The 19,841-nt window shown below is 64.2% G+C and carries 27 protein-coding genes; 17 read left to right on the top strand and 10 right to left on the bottom strand.

What is annotated here, in order from left to right:
- Positions 1 to 4 precede the first annotated feature (4 nt).
- Positions 5 to 1,120 (top strand): MBL fold metallo-hydrolase, encoded by a 1,116-nt coding sequence (locus AC066Y_RS27890; RefSeq protein ID WP_478276669.1) that lies wholly within the window; start codon positions 5 to 7, stop codon positions 1,118 to 1,120.
- Positions 1,117 to 1,752, top strand: a complete 636-nt coding sequence (locus tag AC066Y_RS27885) for an SCO family protein (RefSeq protein ID WP_478276668.1) — start codon at positions 1,117 to 1,119, stop codon at positions 1,750 to 1,752. Before AC066Y_RS27890 ends, AC066Y_RS27885 begins: the two co-directional genes overlap by 4 nt.
- 193 nt (positions 1,753 to 1,945) lie before the next feature.
- Here AC066Y_RS27885 and AC066Y_RS27880 read toward each other — a convergent pair whose 3' ends face one another.
- Positions 1,946 to 2,179 (bottom strand): hypothetical protein, encoded by a 234-nt coding sequence (locus AC066Y_RS27880; RefSeq protein ID WP_478276667.1) that lies wholly within the window; start codon positions 2,177 to 2,179, stop codon positions 1,946 to 1,948.
- 115 nt (positions 2,180 to 2,294) lie between these two features.
- Here AC066Y_RS27880 and AC066Y_RS27875 point away from each other — a divergent pair, with 115 nt between their 5' ends.
- The 6 genes from AC066Y_RS27875 to AC066Y_RS27850 all read left to right on the top strand — a co-directional run bounded on the left by AC066Y_RS27875 (position 2,295) and on the right by AC066Y_RS27850 (position 8,651).
- Positions 2,295 to 3,197, top strand: a complete 903-nt coding sequence (locus AC066Y_RS27875; protein ID WP_478276666.1) for a LysR substrate-binding domain-containing protein — start codon at positions 2,295 to 2,297, stop codon at positions 3,195 to 3,197.
- Positions 3,190 to 4,410 (top strand): NAD(P)-binding domain-containing protein, encoded by a 1,221-nt coding sequence (locus tag AC066Y_RS27870; RefSeq protein ID WP_478276665.1) that lies wholly within the window; start codon positions 3,190 to 3,192, stop codon positions 4,408 to 4,410. The genes AC066Y_RS27875 and AC066Y_RS27870 overlap by 8 nt, the downstream gene beginning before the upstream one ends.
- Positions 4,411 to 4,778: 368 nt before the next feature.
- Positions 4,779 to 5,003 (top strand): hypothetical protein, encoded by a 225-nt coding sequence (locus AC066Y_RS27865; protein WP_478276664.1) that lies wholly within the window; start codon positions 4,779 to 4,781, stop codon positions 5,001 to 5,003.
- Positions 5,000 to 5,206, top strand: a complete 207-nt coding sequence (locus tag AC066Y_RS27860; RefSeq protein ID WP_478276663.1) for a hypothetical protein — start codon at positions 5,000 to 5,002, stop codon at positions 5,204 to 5,206. The genes AC066Y_RS27865 and AC066Y_RS27860 overlap by 4 nt, the downstream gene beginning before the upstream one ends.
- Positions 5,207 to 5,318: 112 nt before the next feature.
- On the top strand, positions 5,319 to 8,231 hold the full coding sequence (gene uvrB / locus AC066Y_RS27855; protein ID WP_478276662.1) for an excinuclease ABC subunit UvrB: 2,913 nt from the start codon (positions 5,319 to 5,321) through the stop codon (positions 8,229 to 8,231).
- Between the two features lie 3 nt (positions 8,232 to 8,234).
- Positions 8,235 to 8,651 carry a pyridoxamine 5'-phosphate oxidase family protein gene (locus AC066Y_RS27850; RefSeq protein WP_478276661.1) on the top strand — a complete coding sequence of 139 codons (417 nt, stop codon included), beginning with the start codon at positions 8,235 to 8,237 and terminating at the stop codon, positions 8,649 to 8,651.
- Between the two features lie 25 nt (positions 8,652 to 8,676).
- Here AC066Y_RS27850 and AC066Y_RS27845 read toward each other — a convergent pair whose 3' ends face one another.
- Complete coding sequence (locus AC066Y_RS27845; protein ID WP_478276660.1) at positions 8,677 to 9,312, bottom strand: MT-A70 family methyltransferase; 636 nt, start codon at positions 9,310 to 9,312, stop codon at positions 8,677 to 8,679.
- 129 nt (positions 9,313 to 9,441) lie between these two features.
- On the opposite strand from AC066Y_RS27845, the gene AC066Y_RS27840 reads away from it, so the two are divergent.
- A complete protein-coding gene (locus AC066Y_RS27840; RefSeq protein ID WP_478276659.1) occupies positions 9,442 to 10,227 on the top strand; it encodes a BglII/BstYI family type II restriction endonuclease in 786 nt (261 codons plus the stop codon).
- Positions 10,228 to 10,631: 404 nt separating this feature from the next.
- Here AC066Y_RS27840 and AC066Y_RS27835 read toward each other — a convergent pair whose 3' ends face one another.
- The 4 genes from AC066Y_RS27835 to AC066Y_RS27820 all read right to left on the bottom strand — a co-directional run bounded on the left by AC066Y_RS27835 (position 10,632) and on the right by AC066Y_RS27820 (position 12,377).
- Entirely contained in the window at positions 10,632 to 11,132 is a 501-nt protein-coding gene (locus AC066Y_RS27835; RefSeq protein ID WP_478276658.1) for a GNAT family N-acetyltransferase, read from the bottom strand.
- Between the two features lie 45 nt (positions 11,133 to 11,177).
- Positions 11,178 to 11,564, bottom strand: coding sequence for a hypothetical protein (locus tag AC066Y_RS27830; RefSeq protein WP_478276657.1), 387 nt, complete (start codon positions 11,562 to 11,564; stop codon positions 11,178 to 11,180).
- 300 nt (positions 11,565 to 11,864) lie between these two features.
- Positions 11,865 to 12,056, bottom strand: a complete 192-nt coding sequence (locus tag AC066Y_RS27825; protein WP_478276656.1) for a hypothetical protein — start codon at positions 12,054 to 12,056, stop codon at positions 11,865 to 11,867.
- 81 nt (positions 12,057 to 12,137) lie between these two features.
- Positions 12,138 to 12,377, bottom strand: coding sequence for a hypothetical protein (locus AC066Y_RS27820; RefSeq protein ID WP_342726523.1), 240 nt, complete (start codon positions 12,375 to 12,377; stop codon positions 12,138 to 12,140).
- A 358-nt stretch (positions 12,378 to 12,735) separates the two neighbouring features.
- Here AC066Y_RS27820 and AC066Y_RS27815 point away from each other — a divergent pair, with 358 nt between their 5' ends.
- The 6 genes from AC066Y_RS27815 (at position 12,736) to AC066Y_RS27790 (ending at position 16,393) form a co-directional block, all read left to right on the top strand.
- Entirely contained in the window at positions 12,736 to 13,179 is a 444-nt protein-coding gene (locus tag AC066Y_RS27815) for a nuclear transport factor 2 family protein (RefSeq protein ID WP_478276655.1), read from the top strand.
- A gap of 125 nt (positions 13,180 to 13,304) precedes the next feature.
- Positions 13,305 to 13,565, top strand: a complete 261-nt coding sequence (locus tag AC066Y_RS27810) for a hypothetical protein (protein WP_097673103.1) — start codon at positions 13,305 to 13,307, stop codon at positions 13,563 to 13,565.
- A gap of 259 nt (positions 13,566 to 13,824) precedes the next feature.
- Positions 13,825 to 14,259: a nuclear transport factor 2 family protein gene (locus AC066Y_RS27805; protein WP_207835132.1), complete on the top strand. Its 435-nt coding sequence runs from the start codon at positions 13,825 to 13,827 to the stop codon at positions 14,257 to 14,259.
- Positions 14,260 to 14,481: 222 nt separating this feature from the next.
- The gene (locus AC066Y_RS27800; RefSeq protein ID WP_478276654.1) at positions 14,482 to 15,447 is read left to right on the top strand and encodes a hypothetical protein; all 966 of its coding nucleotides are present in this window, start codon (positions 14,482 to 14,484) and stop codon (positions 15,445 to 15,447) included.
- Between the two features lie 153 nt (positions 15,448 to 15,600).
- Complete coding sequence (locus tag AC066Y_RS27795; protein WP_223969771.1) at positions 15,601 to 16,023, top strand: hypothetical protein; 423 nt, start codon at positions 15,601 to 15,603, stop codon at positions 16,021 to 16,023.
- A 229-nt stretch (positions 16,024 to 16,252) separates the two neighbouring features.
- Positions 16,253 to 16,393: a hypothetical protein gene (locus AC066Y_RS27790; RefSeq protein ID WP_478276653.1), complete on the top strand. Its 141-nt coding sequence runs from the start codon at positions 16,253 to 16,255 to the stop codon at positions 16,391 to 16,393.
- A 107-nt stretch (positions 16,394 to 16,500) separates the two neighbouring features.
- Here the strand turns inward: AC066Y_RS27790 and AC066Y_RS27785 are convergent, their stop codons facing one another.
- From AC066Y_RS27785 to AC066Y_RS27775, 3 genes are all read right to left on the bottom strand, one after another.
- Positions 16,501 to 16,644, bottom strand: a complete 144-nt coding sequence (locus AC066Y_RS27785; protein ID WP_016841369.1) for a hypothetical protein — start codon at positions 16,642 to 16,644, stop codon at positions 16,501 to 16,503.
- A 221-nt stretch (positions 16,645 to 16,865) separates the two neighbouring features.
- Positions 16,866 to 17,348: a MaoC family dehydratase gene (locus AC066Y_RS27780; RefSeq protein ID WP_478276652.1), complete on the bottom strand. Its 483-nt coding sequence runs from the start codon at positions 17,346 to 17,348 to the stop codon at positions 16,866 to 16,868.
- Between the two features lie 8 nt (positions 17,349 to 17,356).
- Complete coding sequence (locus AC066Y_RS27775) at positions 17,357 to 17,815, bottom strand: MaoC family dehydratase (RefSeq protein ID WP_092117490.1); 459 nt, start codon at positions 17,813 to 17,815, stop codon at positions 17,357 to 17,359.
- Positions 17,816 to 18,136: 321 nt separating this feature from the next.
- Between AC066Y_RS27775 and AC066Y_RS27770 the strand changes: the two genes are divergently transcribed.
- A complete protein-coding gene (locus AC066Y_RS27770; RefSeq protein WP_092126096.1) occupies positions 18,137 to 18,433 on the top strand; it encodes a DUF4282 domain-containing protein in 297 nt (98 codons plus the stop codon).
- Between the two features lie 155 nt (positions 18,434 to 18,588).
- Positions 18,589 to 18,732, top strand: coding sequence for a hypothetical protein (locus AC066Y_RS27765; protein WP_173640864.1), 144 nt, complete (start codon positions 18,589 to 18,591; stop codon positions 18,730 to 18,732).
- A gap of 120 nt (positions 18,733 to 18,852) precedes the next feature.
- On the opposite strand, the gene AC066Y_RS27760 is transcribed toward AC066Y_RS27765, so the two are convergent.
- Positions 18,853 to 19,533 (bottom strand): ParA family protein, encoded by a 681-nt coding sequence (locus tag AC066Y_RS27760; protein ID WP_021081815.1) that lies wholly within the window; start codon positions 19,531 to 19,533, stop codon positions 18,853 to 18,855.
- Positions 19,534 to 19,841: the final 308 nt, after the last annotated feature.

Below are 19,841 nucleotides of genomic sequence, written 5' to 3'. Positions count from 1 at the left end.
TGCGATGATCAAGGATCTGGCACGACGCGACTTTCTGAAGGGCTCGGCGGCACTGGCTGGCGCCGCAGCCGCGAATGCATTCTCCTGCGTCGAGATCGCGAGCGCGGCGCCGATCGAGGTACCGACCGTCGACAAGCTCTCGATCCGCGTGCTGGTCGATTCCAGTTACGATTTGTTCTTCAAGCCGAAGCAGGCGGCAGGCGTCACGATCGCGCCGCCGCCGCGCACCGCCGACTACCAGAAGTCGCTGCACAATGAATGGGGCCTGTCGCTGTGGCTGGAGTCGGAAGCCAAGGGCGCGCAGCGCACGCTGATGCTCGACTATGGCTACACGCCGGACGTCCTGCTCAACAACATGGCGCTGGTCGGCGTCGATCCGGCGAAGATCGACGCGCTGATCGTGAGCCACGGGCATTACGACCATTTCGGCGGCCTCAACGGCTTCCTCGACAAATTCCGCGACAAGCTGCCGGCCGACGTGAAACTCTATGCCGGCGGCGAGGACAATTTCTGCCACCGGGTCAGCGCAACGCCGACCAAGGGCCAGTTCACCGATTTCGGCACGCTGGATCGGCGCCAGCTCGCGGCGCAACGCATCACGACGGTGCTGTGCGAATCTCCGACCGTGATCGCCGGTCACGCCTTCACCACCGGCAAGATCAACCGCCGCAGCATCGAGCGCGTGCTGCCCAACACCTGGGTCGAGTTCGGCATCAAGGACGGGCTCGGCTGCAATGCCAGCCACTATCTGCCGGCCGAGCTCGAGGGCAAGATCGTGCCCGACGAGCACATCCACGAGCACGCCACCTGCTTCAACGTGCGGGACTTCGGCCTCGTCGTGATCTCGTCCTGCGGCCATGTCGGCATCGTCAATTCGGTGAAGCAGGCGCAGGAGGTCTCCGGCATCCAGAAGGTGCACGCGATCGTCGGCGGCTTCCATCTCGGACCGGCGCCGAAGGACTACCTCACCGAGGTGGTCGCCGAGATCAAGAAGCTCGACCCCGATGTGGTGGTCCCGATGCACTGCTCCGGGCTCAACTTCGTGCAGGAGGCGACCGCGCAGATGGGCGACAAGGTGCTGGTCACGACAACCGGCAGCCGCCTCTCCTTCGGCATATGATCGCGCCGATCCTGCGGGGCTTCGCATGCGCCGGCGCCGGCCTCTTGCTGACGCTGGCGTCAGCACTGGCCGGCGATGCGCCGGCGCAATCGACGCGCTCGGCTGCCGAAATCATGGACATCCTGATGTGGAACCGGGAGCCGGTCGGCGGCCCGTTCGCGCTGACCGACCAGACCGGGCATGTCCGCACCGACAGCGATTTCCGCGGCCGGCTGATGCTGGTCTATTTCGGCTTCACCTATTGCCCCGACGTCTGCCCGACCGATCTGCAGGCAATCGGACTGGCGCTCGACAAGCTCGGCCCTGACGGCGATCAGGTGCAACCGATCTTCATCACGGTCGATCCCGAGCGCGACACCGCGGCCCACCTCGCGGAGTACGTGCCGCTGTTTCACCCACGGCTGATCGGGCTGACCGGCAGCGATGATGCGATCCGCAAGGTCGCCGATGCCTACAAGGTCTACTATGCCCGCGTGCCGCTGAAGGACGCCCGTGACTACACCGTCGACCACACCGCCTACATCTATTTGATGGACCGCGACGGCAATTATCTCGGCTTCTTTCCGCCGGGCACATCGGCCGACCGCATCGTCGAGATCATCCGGCCAAGGCTGGCGGAGCCGGGACGCTAACTCGTCGTCATCGATCTCCCACCGCGCAATCGGTTCACCTCTCCCCTTGTGGGAGAGGTCGGATCGCATCGCTAGATGTGATCCGGGTGAGGGGTTACGCTATCTCATAGGACCTGAGACCCTCACCCGATTTGCTGCGCAAATCGACCTCTCCCCGATGGGGAGAGGGGTCAGATACCGCGCTGCCGTACTATCAATGCATCCGCCCATGCGCGCGCAAGAAGGTCTCGCCGATTTCAGTCACCATCACCCGCATGCCCTCGACCGAGGGACGGCGCGCGACATAGCCGCGGTCGACGGCGTCTTCCCAGATCGTCAGCCTCGGGCATGAGGTGCGCCACACCTCGAGCACCTCGGCATAGGGCCGCGGCTCGCGCGCGACCCATTCCACGAGATCGAGCACCAGGGCGTCTGTGGTCTCAGTCATTTGGTCCTCGCCGGGGTCAGCAGGGATTCAAAATCGTCTCCGGTATTTCTGCGCTGCTTGGCCTCTGCCGGCAAACTGAGTTATCTTGCCCTTGCATCAGTTTTCCTGAGGGTTCATGCGGCGGCTGCTCTTTCTCAACGGCATCAAGGCATTCGAGGCCGCGGCGCGGACCGGTAGCTTCGCCGCGGCAGGCAGCGAGCTCAACGTTTCGGCCGCCGCGATCAGCCGGATGGTGCATCTCCTGGAAGAGCGGCTCGGCGTCGCGCTGTTCGAGCGCAAGGCCAATCGCCTCGTCACCACACAGGCCGGCCGCGCCTATCAGGGCGGGCTGACGCCGATCTTCGACGCGCTGGCGAGCCTCACCGCGCAGGTCACGGCATCCGCGAGCACGCGCGTGCTGACCGTCGGCGTCGGCCCGACTTTCGCGCTGAAATGGATGATCCCGCACCTCGCCGAGTTCCGCAAAGCGGAGCCCGACATCGAGGTGCGGATCACGACCGGCGGCATGGCGGTGCCGTTCGCCGACGACTGGAGCTGCGGCATCCAGCTCGGCGACGGCCAGTGGCCGGGCCTCGTCGCCGAGCCACTGTTCGCCGCCGACCTGATGCCGGTGTGCACCGCGCGGCTCGCCAACACCCTCAAGCGTCCCGGCGACCTGAAGGGGCCGAGCCTGATCCGCGTCGCGCATTCGCCCGACGACTGGCCGTCCTGGCTGAAGGCCGCGGGCGTGCCGCGCCTGACGGCGCGCGGGCCGGAATTCCAGTTCTACGGCCAGGCGCTGCAGGCAGCTAGCGACGGGCTCGGGATCGCGATGGGCATCCGGCCCTATATCGATGACGATCTCGCCGCCGGCCGGCTGGTGGCGCCGTTTGCGCTCAGCGTACCGAAGGGGATGCGCTGGTATCTGGTCTATCGCGGCTTCCACGCCGAGCAGCGCGATTTCGCCGCGTTCCGGCGCTGGATCATCCGTGCCGCCGCGGAACCCGCCGCGCGCCGCAAGGGAGCGCGCAATGCCTGACGAGAGGATCGACACGCTGGTGATCGGCGGCGGCCAGGCCGGGCTCACCATGAGCCATCGGCTGAAGCAGCGCGGCATCGCCCATCTGATGCTGGAGCGGCGGCGGATCGCCGAGCGCTGGCGCAGCGAACGCTGGGACGGCCTGATGTTCCAGTTTCCGAACTGGTCGGTGCGGCTGCCGGAGTTTGCGTTTCCGCATAGCGATCCCGACGGCTTCTCGGACACCGCCTCCATCATCGCCTTCATCGAGGACTACGCCGCCTTCGTCGCGCCGCCGATCCGCTGCGGCGTCGAGGTCACCAAGCTGCGCCGCAACGCCGATGGCTTCCTCGCCGAATTTGCCGGCGGCCGCATCGCCGCTCGCAACGTCGTCATCGCCACCGGCCCCTATCAGCGGCCGCTGCGGCCCGACGTGCTGGACGGTCATCCCGGCCTGTTTCAGGTCCACGCCAGCAGTTACAAGAATCCCGCGCAATTGCCCGACGGCGCGGTGCTGGTGATCGGCGCCGGCGCCTCGGGCGCGCAGATCACCGACGAGCTGATGCGCGCCGGCCGCCATGTCTTCCTTTCGGTCGGGCGTCACAACCGCCTGCCGCGCCGCTATCGCGGCCGCGACCTGTTCTGGTGGCTGGCCGAGATGAGCGTCGACGAGACGCCGGTCGAGCAGCGCGGCCCGTCCCGCCTGCTGCCGGTGATTTCGGGCGCCCATGGCGGTCACACCATCGATTTCCGCCGCTTCGCCGCCGACGGCGTGACGCTGCTCGGCCGCGTGACGGCGGCGCGCGACGGCATGCTCGAGATCGCGCCCGATCTCGCCACCAACATCGCCAATGGCGACGCCTACTACGCGACATTCCTCGGAATCGTCGACGACTTCGTCGCGGCACGCGGCCTCGATCATCCCGACGATCCCTTGGCGCGGATCCGCCTGCCCGATCCGCCGGCCCTCACTGCGCCGCTGCGCACGATCGACCTGCGCGCCGAAGGGATTGCTAGCGTGATCTGGGCCACCGGCTATGGGCTCGATCTGAACTGGATCGACATACCGGTGCTGGACGCCGATGGAGCACCACGACACCGCCACGGCGTCTCCGACGTCCCGGGCCTGTATTTTCTCGGCCTGCAATGGCTGTCGAAGATGAAATCCTCGTTCCTGTCGGGCGTCGGCGACGACGCGGCCGTGCTCGCCGATCACATCGCGGCTCGCGGCTAGAGCTTGATGAGATTGGGTTGAACCGGCTTGCCGCGATTTCAGGCCACCTCTCCCCGTCGGGGAGAGGTCGGATTGCGAAGCAATCCGGGTGAGGGCGCTTGCTCTCTCGATAAACCGTAACCCCTCACCCGATTTGCTGCGCAAATCGACCTCTCCCAAGGGAGAGGTGGACATTCGATGCCGCTCGAGCTTGACCTAATCTCATCATGCGTTAGCGCGTTGGTGCGGTTCGCCTGAAGAACCCGCGTCAAAACAAAAAGCTGGAACTCCTTTGCCCGTCGGAAATAAACCGCGCGACTTGTGATCTGGTTCACATAGGGCACCCCAGCGCCCGTGCTTCCTACGAGAAGGGGCATCCCGAGGTCGCCATGATTTACAGCGGTTTTGAGATCAAGTCGTTCGAGATGGGGAAGGGGCAATGGCACGCCAGGATTCAACGGGTCGATCAAAGGCCGGTCGTCATCGATGGCATGCCGTTTCCGATGCTCGACATCGGCTTTGCGTGGTCCGATCCGGATGCGGCGATCGACGACGCGAAGCGGACTATCGACCGGTTCGCACAACGGCATGGCATGACAATGCCGTCGGCGTGACCGGCAACGTCGTGGTCGCCGTCGTCCCGCAACGCGAGCCGGATCCGGTCTGGCCGGCGCAGGTCAGAACCAGCTGCCCGGAATGCGCCGCCCGGCTCTCGCTGCTGCGCGTGATTCCCGGCCGTGCCGCCGACTACTGGACCATGCGCTGCGACGGCTGCGGCGGGATCCATCTCGACATCATCGACCTGCCGCGCGCCTGACGGCCGCGACGGCGCCGGCTGCTGACACCCTGCTGTCAGCAGCCTCGTCTGTGCCCCAATCCAGCCGTCGATTACCCTTTTCTCGCTGCCGGACTCGTCCCATATTCCCGGCATGGCGAAGACACCGAACACTCCGAAAAAGCCCGGCAAATCCCCCAAATCCAAGGCACACCGGCCCGAGGTCCAACCGATCGGACCGGCGCTGGCTGAGTTGCTCAATCCCGCGATCAACCGCGGCGATGCCGGCATGGGTTCGGGCACCGGCCTGCAGCCGCCGCCGGACAATTCCTGGGACCGCCGCGCCGGCGGCGAGGCCGCCGCGCATCGCGCGCGCGCGTCGACGCGCGAGACCAGCGAGGACGTCGCCAGGCGCGATGCGTCCGGCCTCGAGGAAGCCCCGCAGGCCAATTACGGCACCTCGGCCACCATCCCGACGCTCGATCCGGAACTGGCGCGGCAGCTCGGGCTGCCGACCGCCGAGGACGATGACGAGGCGCTCGCCCGTCCGCCGCGCAGCAAGATGGAGGCGCTCGGCGTCAAGGCGACCGCCGACGCGCTGGAAAACCTGATCCGCGACGGCCGCCCGGAATTCCGCAGGGATGACGGCTCGATGCGGGTGTGGACCCCGCACCGGCCGCCGCGCCCGGAGAAATCCGAAGGCGGCGTGCGGTTCGAGATCAAGTCCGCCTACGAACCCAAGGGCGACCAGCCGACCGCGATCGCGGAGCTGGTCGAGGGCATCAACCGCAACGACCGCACCCAGGTGCTGCTCGGCGTCACCGGCTCGGGCAAGACCTACACCATGGCCAAGGTGATCGAGGCGACGCAGCGCCCGGCGCTGATTCTGGCGCCGAACAAGACGCTGGCCGCGCAGCTCTATGGCGAATTCAAGAGCTTCTTCCCCGACAACGCGGTCGAGTATTTCGTCAGCTATTACGACTACTACCAGCCGGAAGCCTACGTCCCGCGGACCGACACCTACATCGAGAAGGATTCCTCGATCAACGAGCAGATCGACCGCATGCGCCACTCGGCGACGCGCGCGCTGCTCGAGCGCGACGACGTCATCATCGTTGCCTCGGTGTCCTGCATCTACGGTATCGGCTCGGTCGAGACCTACACCGCGATGACCTTCGCGCTGAAGAAGGGCGAGCGCATCGACCAGCGGCAGCTGATCGCCGACCTGGTCGCGCTGCAATACAAACGCACCCAGGCCGACTTTACCCGCGGCACCTTCCGCGTCCGCGGCGACGTCATCGACATCTTCCCGGCGCACTATGAGGACCGCGCCTGGCGCGTGAACCTGTTCGGCGACACCATCGAGACCATCGAGGAGTTCGATCCGCTCACCGGCCACAAGCAGGACGAGCTCGAATTCATCAAGATGTACGCCAATTCGCACTATGTGACGCCGCGCCCGACGCTGGTGCAGGCGATCAAGTCGATCAAATCAGAATTGAAGATGCGGCTCGACCAGCTCAACGACCAGGGCCGCCTGCTGGAAGCGCAGCGGCTGGAGCAGCGCACCACCTTCGATCTCGAGATGATGGAGGCGACCGGAAGCTGCGCCGGCATCGAAAACTATTCGCGCTACCTGACCGGCCGCCGCCCCGGCGAGCCGCCGCCGACGCTGTTCGAATACGTGCCCGACAACGCGCTGGTGTTCGCCGACGAAAGCCACGTCACCGTCCCCCAAATTGGCGGCATGTTCCGCGGCGACTTCCGCCGCAAGGCGACGTTAGCCGAATACGGCTTCCGCCTGCCCTCCTGCATGGACAACCGCCCGCTCCGCTTCGAGGAATGGGACATGATGCGGCCGCAGACCGTCGCGGTGTCGGCGACGCCGAGCGGCTGGGAGATCAACGAGTCCGGCGGCGTGTTCGTCGAGCAGGTGATCCGCCCGACCGGGCTGATCGATCCGCCGGTCGACATCCGCCCGGCCCGTACGCAAGTCGACGACCTCGTCGGCGAGGTCCGCGCCACCGCGGCGGCCGGCTACCGCTCGCTGATCACGGTGCTGACCAAGCGCATGGCGGAGGACCTGACCGAATATCTGCATGAGCAGGGCATCCGCGTCCGCTACATGCACTCCGATATCGACACCATCGAGCGCATCGAGATCATCCGGGATCTCAGGCTCGGCGCGTTCGACGCGCTGGTCGGCATCAATTTGCTGCGCGAGGGCCTCGACATTCCCGAATGCGCGCTGGTCGCGATCCTCGACGCCGACAAGGAAGGGTTTTTGCGCAGCGAGACCTCCTTGATCCAGACCATCGGCCGTGCCGCGCGCAACGTCGACGGCAAGGTGATCCTCTATGCCGACAGCATGACCGGCTCGATGGAGCGCGCGATCGCCGAGACCAACCGCCGCCGCGAGAAGCAGGTCGAGTACAACGAGGCCCACGGCATCACGCCGGAGAGCGTCAAGAAGTCGATCGGCGACATCCTCAACTCGGTCTACGAGCGCGACCACGTGCTGGTCGAGATCGGCGACGGCGGCATGGCCGATGACGTGATCTCGATCGGACACAATTTCGAGGCCGTGCTGAGCGACCTCGAAACACGGATGCGCGAGGCCGCGGCCGATTTGAACTTCGAGGAAGCCGCCCGGCTCCGCGACGAGGTCAAGCGGCTGCGCGCCACCGAGATGGCCGTGGTCGATGATCCGACCGCCAAGCAGCGCAACGTGCAGAAGCAGGCCGGCGCCTATGCCGGCACCAGGAAATACGGCGACTCCGCCAACCTGCCGGTCGCCGCGCTGAAGAACAAGCCCGCGCAGACCTCGCTCAAGGCGAGCCGCGGCGGCAAGTCCGGCTCACGGGTGCACAAGCCCGACCTCGACGAGATGCACGGTCCGGAATCGCTGCCCTTCCGCCCGAGCGGCGCGCTGCCCGCGAAGCCGTTCGGCACGACGAGCCGCATCATCCAGCCGAACGACTCGCGGCAGTCCGGGCCGGAGTTCGGGCCAGCGCCGCGGAGCAGCGGGGGAGCACCCGGCAAGCGCGGCGGGTGGAAGAAAAGGTAGACCATGACGCGTGCCGAGCTTCTCGCCTTCCTGCGGATGCATCGGCTCGCTGTGGTCAGCACGGTCCACGACGGCGCGCCGCAGGCCGCCGTCGTCGGCATCGCGGTCAGCGACAACATTGAGATCATCTTCGACACGCTGACCACCTCGCGCAAATACCAGAACCTCCGCACCGATCCTCGCGCCGCATTGGTGATCGGCTGGGACGCCGAGCAGACCGCGCAGCTCGAGGGTGTCGCCGACTTTCCGACCGGCGCGGAGTTGGCGGCGTGCAAGCAGGTCTATTTCGCGGCCTGGCCCGACGGGCCGGAGCGCGAGACTTGGCCGAATATCGGCTATGTCCGCGTGAGGCCGCGCTGGGTGAGGTTCAGCGATTTTGGCGCGGTGCCGGCGCGGATTGGGGAAGTTAAGCTTCGATAATCTAGACGGAATGCAGACTGCTTGCCTATTCGGCGGCAACTAATCCCGCCTGCGAATGGTTGGCGTAGGTCTTCCAAGTCGGCGCGTAGTCATGCGCCTGATCGCCCCACGTCGTCCAACCTTTCCGTGGTCCCCGACCGAACAACTCGACAAACGGTCCCGGCGAGCAAGCTTCAATGATCTCATACTGCTCATCGGGCTTACGCGAGTGTTCGCGCTTACGCGTGGCCAGCAGATTGACCTGCCGTCGTCCCGGCGCGAGCGTACGGGCATTCTTGCCGCGAACACCAAACAGGATCAGTTCCGTCACGTTGCGGAAGTAAAAGCCAACGCCGCGCCCGTCCGATCCGCCGTCCTTGCGCACCTTGTGCCAGACGATGTTGGATTTGTAGTTGAAGCCCCACGCCTTCATCACGGCCAGCCCATCGGGGAGCAACGCGTTGGGGCACCAGAGGTACAGATGCGACGTCGGTGCAGCGATCTCGGAGATCGGCAACGCGCCTATCTCATCGAGCTTCATGGTACCGTAGCGGGACAGGCGCTTGTGCTCGGGGGCGACCTTTCCGGTTTTGTTGGTGAATTGCCACGGCGGATCAGCCAGGACTGTGGAGAACCGACGACCATCCGCAAAGCGCAGCAAATCCTGACCGGCGGAAAGCATCGGCGACTCCAAAACGTTAGGCATGATGATCGATATACGCGGTATGCCGAAGGCATAATATCATGTTCACGTTACGTTCTCAAGATGGATAGTGGATAATTATTTGCGGTGGGTCGGGACAGTGGATTGATGTTTGATCTCCTAAAGGAACGCGGCTTCGAGATCGAGTTTAGCTCTCATGCCAAGGCGATCTTGGGAGTCGATTTCCCGGAAGTCGCCGAACAGCTTCAGAGTGTGTTGCTTGCGTCCACGATTCCGATCGAAGAAATCATCGGCTCCGGCGGTGGCGAAACAAAGGGAACGCAGCGGCTCCGCAACGCCCTCGCGCGCCACGACTGGCGCAAGCACAACTTCGTTGTTCAGAAAATCATCGACGGTGTCGAGCGGGAGGCTCAGTCGCATGAAATCGATCATGTAAAGACCTTCGACGCAGGAACGATTGCGCTTGAAATCGAATGGAACAACAAAGATCCCTTTTTCGACCGCGACCTGGAAAACTTCAAACGCCTTCATGCCGACGGCGGCATCTCGCTCGGTATTATCGTCACGCGCGGCGCGAGCCTCCAGGATTCGATTGGGACGTTGGTTCGACGTTTCGCCGACGAAAAGAACATAAACTCACACGATGACATGGAACGAATCGGACTCAACCCGACGCGGAGGCAAATTCGTGACGTGATGAAGCGTGTCACGCGCAATAAGAATCCCATTCCATTTCGGGACGCGTGGACCGATCAGTTTGTGTCAGACAAATTCGGAGCTGCGACGACGCACTGGAGCAAGCTGCAGGACCGCGTCCAGCGTGGCGTCGGCAATCCCTGTCCGCTCGTGCTGATCGGCTTGCCGCTATCAATCGTGACATTCGGCGAAGACCAATCCGACGTTCAAAAACTTCTCGATGATGACGAAGACTAGCAGGCGGCATTCCGAGGGCGCCGCTTCTCGCGACGCACTCGTTTGACACATTCAGAAATCACCGCTCTCTGAAAGTAATAGTTGCGGTTGGCGCCATCATGCGCCCCGGACTTCATGCAGCAAGTTTTGAAACCTGCGTCTGGAGCCGCACGGGCATAGATCATCGCGGCCGAGCTTTTCACTCAGCTCGACGTCGCCATGGACGACGCGGTGCCCACGCTTGACGTGGGTTTCTGAGGGGAAGGACTTCCGCCGCTTACGCGTGATGCTGAAAGCTGGGGAGGTTTTCGAGATCGCGATCCTTGCGCATGACGCCCTCCACTGGTCTGCGAACACGACCTGTTGCCGCGGCGCTCAGCTAGCACGGCAGAGCACATTTTAGAAGCCGTCTCGGCCGCCCCCCCTCACGCGACGTCAAACGCCGGGTGATAGCTGACATCCCCGTTCGGCGATCCGCCCTTCATGACGAGCTGCTGCAAGTACCGGCTCCGCTTGTCGCCATAGGTCAGCGCGCGATCATCGAGGAAGCCGAAGCGACGGTAGTACGCGGGATCGCCGAGCACGACACAGCCATCGGCCCCGAGCGCAGCAAGCCGAATGAGTCCCTCACAAATCAGCGCGCTGCCGATTCCGACCCGTTGCAGCTCCGGTACGACCGAGATCGGACCGAGGCCGTACCAGCGCCCGGCGGTGCGATCGATTTGCACCGGCGAGAAGGCGACGTGGCCGACGATGCTGCCGTCATCGGATACAGCCGCCAGCGAGATCGTCAGCGCGCCGGCCTGGCGCAGCGCCGCGACGATGCGGGCTTCGGTGCCGCTGCTGTGAGGTGCGTTCGCGAATGCGGCGGCCGTGACGCGGCTGATCGCCGCGGCGTCTTCGTCACGTTCATCTCTGATCTGCATTCCGGCAGGTTAAGGCTGATCGGCGGAGCGGCGCAAGGCGGCGCGTCACCGCACGCTGACCAGCGCGACCCCTAGCAGGGACATCATGACCATCGTCGTCACAAGTTGCCGCGAGACGCTGGGCTGCGCGCGCCACTGCGCGATCTTCTCGGACAGCGACAGGCTGGCGTCGAAGAACATCGGCGCGTAGGCGTGCGCGAACCGCTTTGGAAACCTTGCCGCAAGCAATGGCGAGATCGCGGCAGAGAACGGCGAGGCCAGCACGACAAAGATCGCGGCGCCATAGCGTTCGCGGACGATCTCACGGGCACCGAGGATCTTCAACACCAGCACGGCGGCGGCGAAGGTCGGCAGGCCTTGCAGGATGGCGGTGAGCGCAAAGCCTTCGAGCCGGTTCTGCGCTGAAGATTTCGGTGCAGCGATGGCATTCATGGCGGCGATCCCTTCTCAATCGGGTGATCCGATGCCGCCACGCTAGCCGCGCGCCCGCGCCTGCGGCGTGATGCAGGTCACGCCGGAAACGGGATCGCTGCCTACGGGTCTGTTTGATGTGCGAGGCGGAATCTCACCGCCGTCGTCCCGGGCAAGCGCAGCGCGACCCGGGACCCGTAACCACAGGCAGGAATTGTTGTCCCGCGCTGTGGCCCGAGCATGCTTCAACAACGTAACCCTGTGGTCATGGGTCCCGGCTTTCGCCGGGACGACGGCGGAATATGCCGCGGCCTCGCCGCCCTACCCCGACCGCCTGTTGCTGGTGTTCTGAATCAGATTGCCGTGCGCGGCCTGCTCGCGGATGTTGTGCTTCTCGTCGTCGCGATGGCCCTTGGTGGTGTCGATGGGAACGCTGGGGGCGCTGCCGGGGCCCTTGTGGCTCTTGTTGTCCTCGGGAACTGGCTGGATGGTCTTGTTCAGTGGCTTCGTCATCATCGTCTCCGGTACGCAACGAGACAACGCCGCCCGTGCGGGCGGCGTTCCCGGAAATGAGACTTCACAACTGGTCGGGCCTCACAGCTTCTCCTGCTGCGAGGGCTGCGCCTGTTGCTGTTGGCGCTGACGTTCCTGCTCCTTGGCGTGATGGCGGCCGTAGAGGCATCCGGCGGCGGCGCCGAGCACGCCGTGATGACCGGCATAATGACCGGCGACACCGCCGACGACCGCGCCCTTGATGCAGCCCTTGGCGTCGGCGGGCGAGGTGGCGGCAAGCGCACTGACGGCAATGGCGGACGCGAGAAGAATCGATTTCATGATGCGGCTCCAATGGAATTCTAACGCATCAACGGCCGAGCCGCCCCGCCGGTTCCCGCCGCGTCAGGGCCAACGTGAAACGCCCGGGGAGTTCTCACGAATTCGCGGCCACCTGCCCCCGCGTGCGCTTCACGTCTTCGAGACGCGATCAGTTCAGCTTCATCAGTTCAGTTTCCTGCCATGCCGGGATGGCACCCCGGCGCAACCGCATGCATGTTGTGCCGCAATGCACGCTCCGGTTGCCGAACCTAATCGCGTCTCGTGCGTCAAAACATATGTTTGAGAGTGGAACGCTTCGGTTCACAATGCGGGCCAGGGCCAGTCAAGGGCCGGTCGGACTGAACCGGCGGAGTCGATCATGGGCGAGGATCTGAACCGGCAACGCGTCTTGAACTTCCTCGACGTCTATTATGCCGGCGGCATCGAGGGCGCACTCGATCGCTGCAGCGACGACGTCGCGTTTCTCGCCAACGCCCCGATCGACATTCTTCCGCATATGGGCCAGCACCGCGGCAAGGCTGCGCTGCGCCAGATGTGGACCACGATCCACGAGCGCTATTCCGATATGCGCTACGAGGCGCCGCTGGTGGTGGCCGAAGGCGACAAGGTCGCGGCCCAGTTGCGGGTGTTCTTCCGCAAGCGCAACAACGCCCGCGTCGTGCAGTTCGACGTCGCGGTGTTCTATACGCTGCGCGACGGCAAGATCACCGAGATCCGCGAGATCATCGACACATTCGACCTCGTCGAGCAGGTGCTCGAGCGTGATATCGCAGCGGCGCTGACCGGGCAGAACGCGGAATAGCTCCCGGAACACGGGGCAACCCACACCAGCGTCACCGCCCCGCAAATTCGCAACGCCAGCGTTGAACCTCGAAGGCCCGACGCTGACCTATCACTGGGCTTGTTGCGGTCGGGGCTGAAATCACCATGAAAGTCGCATTGCTCGCTGTGCTTGGCCTTGCGCTGGGCGCCCTTGGCGGCGCCGCTCTCGGCATCGGAGCCGGGCTCACCTGGATCGGACTGGCCAAAACCTCAGGTCTCGACAGCGGAACGCTGGTGTTTTTCACCTTCATGCCGCTCGGCGCCGCGATCGGCGGCATCGGCGGCGCGCTGCTGTTCGCGGTGGTGGCGATCCGCGACGCCGAGATCGTGATCGAGCGGCAGCCGCTGCGGCAGCGCGACCGCTGAATTGCGGTGATCGGAGCGTTTTCGAGCGAAGTGGATGCCGGTTCGCGTGAAGAAAACGCGTCCAAACCAGGATCTGTGGCGGGCGGTCACATTCCGGTCAAGACCGGCGCAATTGTGCATTGCAAAAATGTCATTTGCGTTTTGGCCGTTCCGCCCTATTTCAGCCCGTAATAGTGACGTGCAGCAACCTGGCAGGGCGTCGGCGCTGACCGCCTGCCATTCGTTTGCTTTGAAAATCCAGTTTCAGGACGAGACCAAAATGACAGAGCACAGCCTCTGGCGTTTTTCGCGCGCATTGCATCGCGCGATCAACGAACGCCAGCTTGCAGACATCGAGCCGTTGCTCGATGACGAGGTCGAATGGGCCATCTACGGGCCGATCGACCTGTTTTCCTTTTTCGGCTCGCGCCGCGGCAAGGCCGCCGTGCTCGAGGTGATCAGGCAGATCGGCGAGAACCTGAGGGTTCACCGCTTCGATCGGGAGTCCATCATGCTGGGCACGGATTCCGCGGCCTCGATGCTGCGCTATTCGCTGACGGCATTGGACTCCAACAAGCCGATCTCGCTCAGGATCGCGCATTTCGCGCAGTTCAAGGCCGGCAAGCTCACGAGCTTCCGTGTGCTGGTCGACAGTTTCGACCTGGTCGAGCAGACCGTCGGCTACCCGATCCATCTGCCGCGCATCGCGGTCTGACGGACCCGCGATTTCACGCCTTCGTCATGTCCGGGGCCGCGCCTTCGCGTTAAGGCGCCCCGGCCGCCGCGGCCTGTTTTGCCAGCCCCGAACGGCCGCGCCCGGGGGACGTTTGTCCCGGACATGACGATCACGCGTTGATCAGTTGCCTTCGCAGCGCCGTTGCCACAATTTCGCGCCACGAAAACCGCATGTTGCGGCGCTGGAATTTGCGGGCTGGGAATGACTTCTACATCACGATTTAGCTGGACAAGGCTGCCGGTGCTGGCGGCCGGCTGCAGCGTGGCGATCGCGTTTTCGGCCACGGCGCAGACCTCACCATGGGCGATCACTCCCGCCGCCCAAGAGATAGCGAAGGACAGCGCGAAAGACACCCCCGCTGATGACGCCGAGGCTGCGGCCGACCAGGCGCCGCCGGCGGCCGATGCCAATGACGCCGACATCCTGAAGGACATCGACCAGAGCAAGCTCGACTGGAGCCAGCTCGACACCGATTCCACCAGCCTGCCCACGCTGGCGCCGAAGAGTGCGGCCAAACGCGGCAGCATCGCCGGCAACGATCCGTCCTGGTCGACCAACAACAACGCCAACGGCTCGTCGGCGGTGTCGGTCAAACAGTCGATCTCGCCGTTCCTCGACACCCGCATCGGCGCCGACATGACGGTCGCCAAACAGGGCACGATGACGACGTCGGAGCAATTGTCGGAGCGGCTCGCCAATGGCGGCAGCCTGCCGCAATCCGGCGGCTCGGCCTGGGCGTCGATCTCGACGGGTGGCGTGGCTTCGATCTGGGACAAGACCTCGGTCGAGGCGCGGGTCGATCCCGGCGCCGACCAGAGCAAGGTCGGCACTTCGCTCAGCAAATCGGTGCCGCTGTCGGAGCAGTATTCGCTGACCTTGCAGAGCGGCTACAATTTGATCCAGCAGGGCGTGGTGCCGGTGCCCGGCGTCGACGGCCACCCGACGCGCAGCTACGATACCGATCAGTCGGCGCGCCTGTCCGTTACCGACACCGGCACCAGCATCACCGCCGGCCAGACGCTGTCGACCGCCGAGGACCGATGGCTGCGCCGGGTCGGCGCCGAGCAGAAGCTGTTCGACGGCGTCACCGTCTCCGGCTCGGTCGGCGAGACCCCCCAGGGCACGATCAACAAGAGCATCGGCGCCGGCTACAAGCGCTCATGGTGAACGATCTGTTAGCCCTGTCGCGCTAATGATCAGGCATTGCCCCAACTTGGCCCAGATGCGGTCAAATTCGGCGGCACTGATAGGTCCGTAACTTCATCAATTCGTCGTGCGGGGGACAAGCCGCGCTTCGCTATTGCGACCAGGGGAAAGCCGATGAACGCCACCAACCGTACCGAGGAAGCCGAAGCCGAAACGACGTCCGAGGTCGATTCCAACCTTGCTGCGGTCTCGGAAGTCGAAGCCGGCATCCGTGACTTCGTGCGCAACGACATCGCCTATCTGCGCCGGCCGGTGGCGAGCCCGGAGACCGCGCCGACCGACACCAATACCGATGCCACCGTCAGCAACGTCAACTCGCTGATCCAGCGCGTCGCCGGCACCTCGCTCGCCGAGATCGAGAAGCTGATCGGCGAGCTCGAGAGCCTGCGCGACCTGCTGCATGCCGAGGGCCAGCGCGTCCAGCGCGAGATCTCCGGCTATGCCCAGCTGAGCCAGGCCGCGATGAAGTCGACGCGCATGATCGCCGACAACGTCTCGCAGTGGAAGCGCGCCGCCGACGGCCTCCGCAACAGCTGATCCCGATCAGTTTTCCAGACTGATGGCCGCCGCCTCCCGACCAGGGGGCGGCGGCTTGGTTTTGCGTGGGCCGATTCAGCGCAGAACGATTCGTTATTCAGCGCGGTGTAAACTCCGCGGCGTCAATTCTTGCAGAAGCCGATTTTGAACTTGAGATGCCGAGCCCGCGTCCAATCCGGAATTCGCGTTCGGACCGCGCCTTGGCGGGACGTCCATTTGGAGAGAATACATGCAGAGCGTCCGGCCGGATAACGCCGCCGATCCGATTCCGCGGCGCCAGCCGCAGCAGGGCATCGGCACGATCATGATCCGGTTCCTCGGCATCCTGGCAGCCGCGACCGTCGTGATGGTGCTGATCTGGAATCGTTGAATCTCGGGATCGGGAGAAGTGTGACGCGGCCTGCCGACGGGTCACATTGAAAAGCGCGAATGCGCGCTACAGCGCCCGCTCGGGCGCCGAGGGTTACAGACGGTCGATCAGCGATCGATGCTCGCGGTGGTCTCGAAGGAATAATTGCCGTCGGCAAAGCCCTTCACGACCATTCCGGTGGCCAGCATCACGACAACCGTCACCGTCGCAAAGATAATGCCGACGAGTTTCAGCGCGCTGCGATCTGCCATAGTCGTCCCCAGGTGTTCGGCCCAAGTTTTCGGCCCAAGTTTTCAGCCCACGTGCCAGGCCAAGTGTTCGCCCAAGTGCTCATGCCCCCGGCCATAAGGCAGGGACAAAGGTTCAAAATGCGTTAGCAAAAAATGAGTTCCACGCAACGCACAACTACGTCGGCAGCAGAAGTAGCTGCCAACCATGGCGTCCGTGCAACATCAGAGGCGCTGGGGCAACATCAGGAACCGGGATTCCGGCGCGGTACGAAGGCGGTCGCGAGGAACGAGAACACCACCTCATTGCGCTGATTGACGCCGGTGTTGCGCGCCTGAAGGATACCCCATTCCGGCCGCTTCTCGGACGTGCGCTTGGTCTCGATCTGGTTGGTGAAGCTGATGGTGTCGCCGGCCAGCACCGGGCGGATCCAGCGCAGCTCACGGAAGCCCGGCGAGGGTCCCCAGACCGCGACCGTCTCGCCGCGGGCGGCGGCTTCCGCGGCGAGCCGCTTGCCGTCGGCGACGAGCAGCTTCATGCAGACGCTGGCGACGTGCCAGCCCGATGCGGCGAGCCCGCCGAACAGCGACTTGCGCCCCTCCTCCTCGTCGAGATGGAAGCGCTGCGGATCGAACTGCGCGGCAAACCGCTTGATGTCCTCGGCGGTAAAGGTGAATGAGCCGAACTCGCGCCGTGCGCCGATTTCGATGTCTTCAAAAAAGCGCATGATGTCTCCTACGCGCTCGCAGCGTCACGGCGGCTGATCATGATCGGCGCCTCCATCTCGCACAGCATCTCGCCGCGCGCGTTGCGGATCGTGCTCTTGAAGGTGACGATGCCGGTCTCGGGGCGGCTCTTCGAGACGCGCGCTTCGACGACATCGACATCCAGCGTCAAATCGTCGCCCGGACGCAGCGGCGCCACCCAGCGCATCTCGTTGACCCCGGGCGCGCCCAGCGAGGCGGTGCGGCCGATGAAGCCGTCGAACATCATCCGCATCATCAGCGAGCCGAGATGCCAGCCCGAGCCCGACAGGCCGCGGAGCATGGATTTCTTCGCCGCCTCCTCGTCGAGATGCATCGGCTGCGGGTCGAATTCGGCGGCAAAGGCGAGGATTTCCTCGCGCGAAACATGGCGCGGGCCGAACGTGCCGAAACGGCCGGGCTTGAAGTCTTCGAAGGTCAGCGTGGTCATTGAGTGAGGATATGCTGGAGGGAAGCCCGATTGTGGCCGTTATTTGCAGCAATCACAACCAGCCTACTCGCATAGCTCGCTCCTGGACTGCCGGTGCCCGGTCCCGGGCCTGGCTTTGGCGAGACTGATTGGGCTTCTGCGTTATCGATCCCTCTGGGTGCGGAGGCGCTTTGGCGCCGCCCCGAACCATGGGCCCGGCGAGACGCCTCGTCCTGACCGACGCCTGCTGTGCAGGCTGCCGGGACGAAGTGATCACGCCGGGGGTGACGCAGTAGGATGCACGCGACGCGAATCATATTTCGGCTGGCCGGGAGAACCATGATGTTCGATTTCCAGGATCTGTTTCAGTGGGACCGCTTCATCACGCCCACGATCATCAAGACGTTCTACTGGCTGGTGATCGCGGTCATCGTGCTGTTCGGGATCTCCGGCATCCTGTGGAGCCTCACCGCGATGGCGATCAGCCCGTTCGTCGGCTTCATCCAGTTGCTCGCGTCGATCGCCAGCATCTTCGTCGGCATCGTGTTGTCGCGCATCGCCGCCGAGTTCATCCTGATCGTGTTCCGGATCAACGAGCATCTCGGCGCGATCCGCGATCGGGATGGAGGCATGCACTGAGGCTTTGGGCCTCCCGCCGGATGCAGCCCGCCGCCCGGGCTGTGGTTAATCCGAAGTAGCACCCGCGCGCAAATGCCAGCGAAATTCCGAGCGGGATATTAAAACCGCTCGCGTATCAGTCTCCGCATTGCGCTTGAGACCAACGCGGGGGCGTCGTGAATTCGAGGAATGGTTTTATTGCCGTGAGGCCGGGTCAGCCGGGCTTTACGACCGAGGATATTCTTTGGGCTGTCGGCATCTGGTCGGTGATCCTGACCCTGGCGCCGGTGATCGTTTTTTATCTGCTGATGGTGGCGTAACGCCATCCATCGCGTGATCGCCAAAGCCAGCGAGGCAATCTGCGATTGCCTCGTTGCCTCAACACGCAAAAAACGCGCGAGTGCCGCGCGTTCTTTCCAGTTCGAACCAAAGCGGCGTTGTTACGCCGCCTGCTTGTGCATCGCGCCGGACGCAGACGCCGTGCCGCGGATCGCCTTGATCGAGCGTTCGATCGCGGCCCACAGCCGATTGATCTCGGCGGCAGCGCGGCCCTCCGCATAATATTCGCGCGCGCCTTCACCCTGGCCGAGCGCCATCAGAAGGTCGGCGCGGTTGGTGATCTGGCCGCTCCACACCGGTGCGCGGAATTTCGCCAGCGCCTCACGCGCGATCGCGACGATGCGGCTTTCGGCGCCGTCACGCTGCGCAGGCGCGCCGTTGATCACGACGGCGTAGGGCTTGCGCATCGAGCGGCAGGTCTGAATCGTTTCCTGCACCGCGTTGACGTCGAACACGCCGGGCCGCGCCGGAATGATCACCATCGTGGCGTTCTTGATGGAGTCGTCGACCACAGCCGACAGATTCGGCGGCGTGTCGATGAACACCCACTCGATGCCGTCGCGCTTGGCTTGAGCAATGATCCCGCTGACCGAGTTCACCGCCGTCTTGATCGCCGGCTCGTTGGTGCCGCGCAATTTATGCCAGAGCGTCAGCGAGCCCTGCGGATCGGCGTCGATCAGCAGACAGGGCTTCGTTGCCTTGTGCACTTGCGCGGCGAGGTGAGCAGCCAGGGTACTTTTCCCCGAGCCCCCCTTACGCGAAGCGAAAACAATCACGTTCATACGTTGGCCTCCAGATTGACCCCAGGAGGCGAAAATGAATCAGCACGCTGATTCGCGAAAGAAGAAACTTCTTGCAATCCGCAAAGTGGCCAAGATTACCGGTCCATTCTGCTTTTTGAGTCACACTCAACTTATGACACAACCGAAAATGGAAGCGCTAAGCGCTTGATAAGACTCACGCCTAGCCCGTCTTATTCGTCAGAGGCGCCTGAGAGGCTGGCGAGCGTGGTGTAAAGCGCTGATGCGGCGTAGGATTCGGTTGCAAAGCCAACCCCATCACCTTCAGCCGCGAACACCACGCCCGCCAT

This window comes from Bradyrhizobium sp. USDA3010 (genome assembly GCF_056429065.1).
This window is presented reverse-complemented; position numbering and strand designations above follow the sequence as displayed.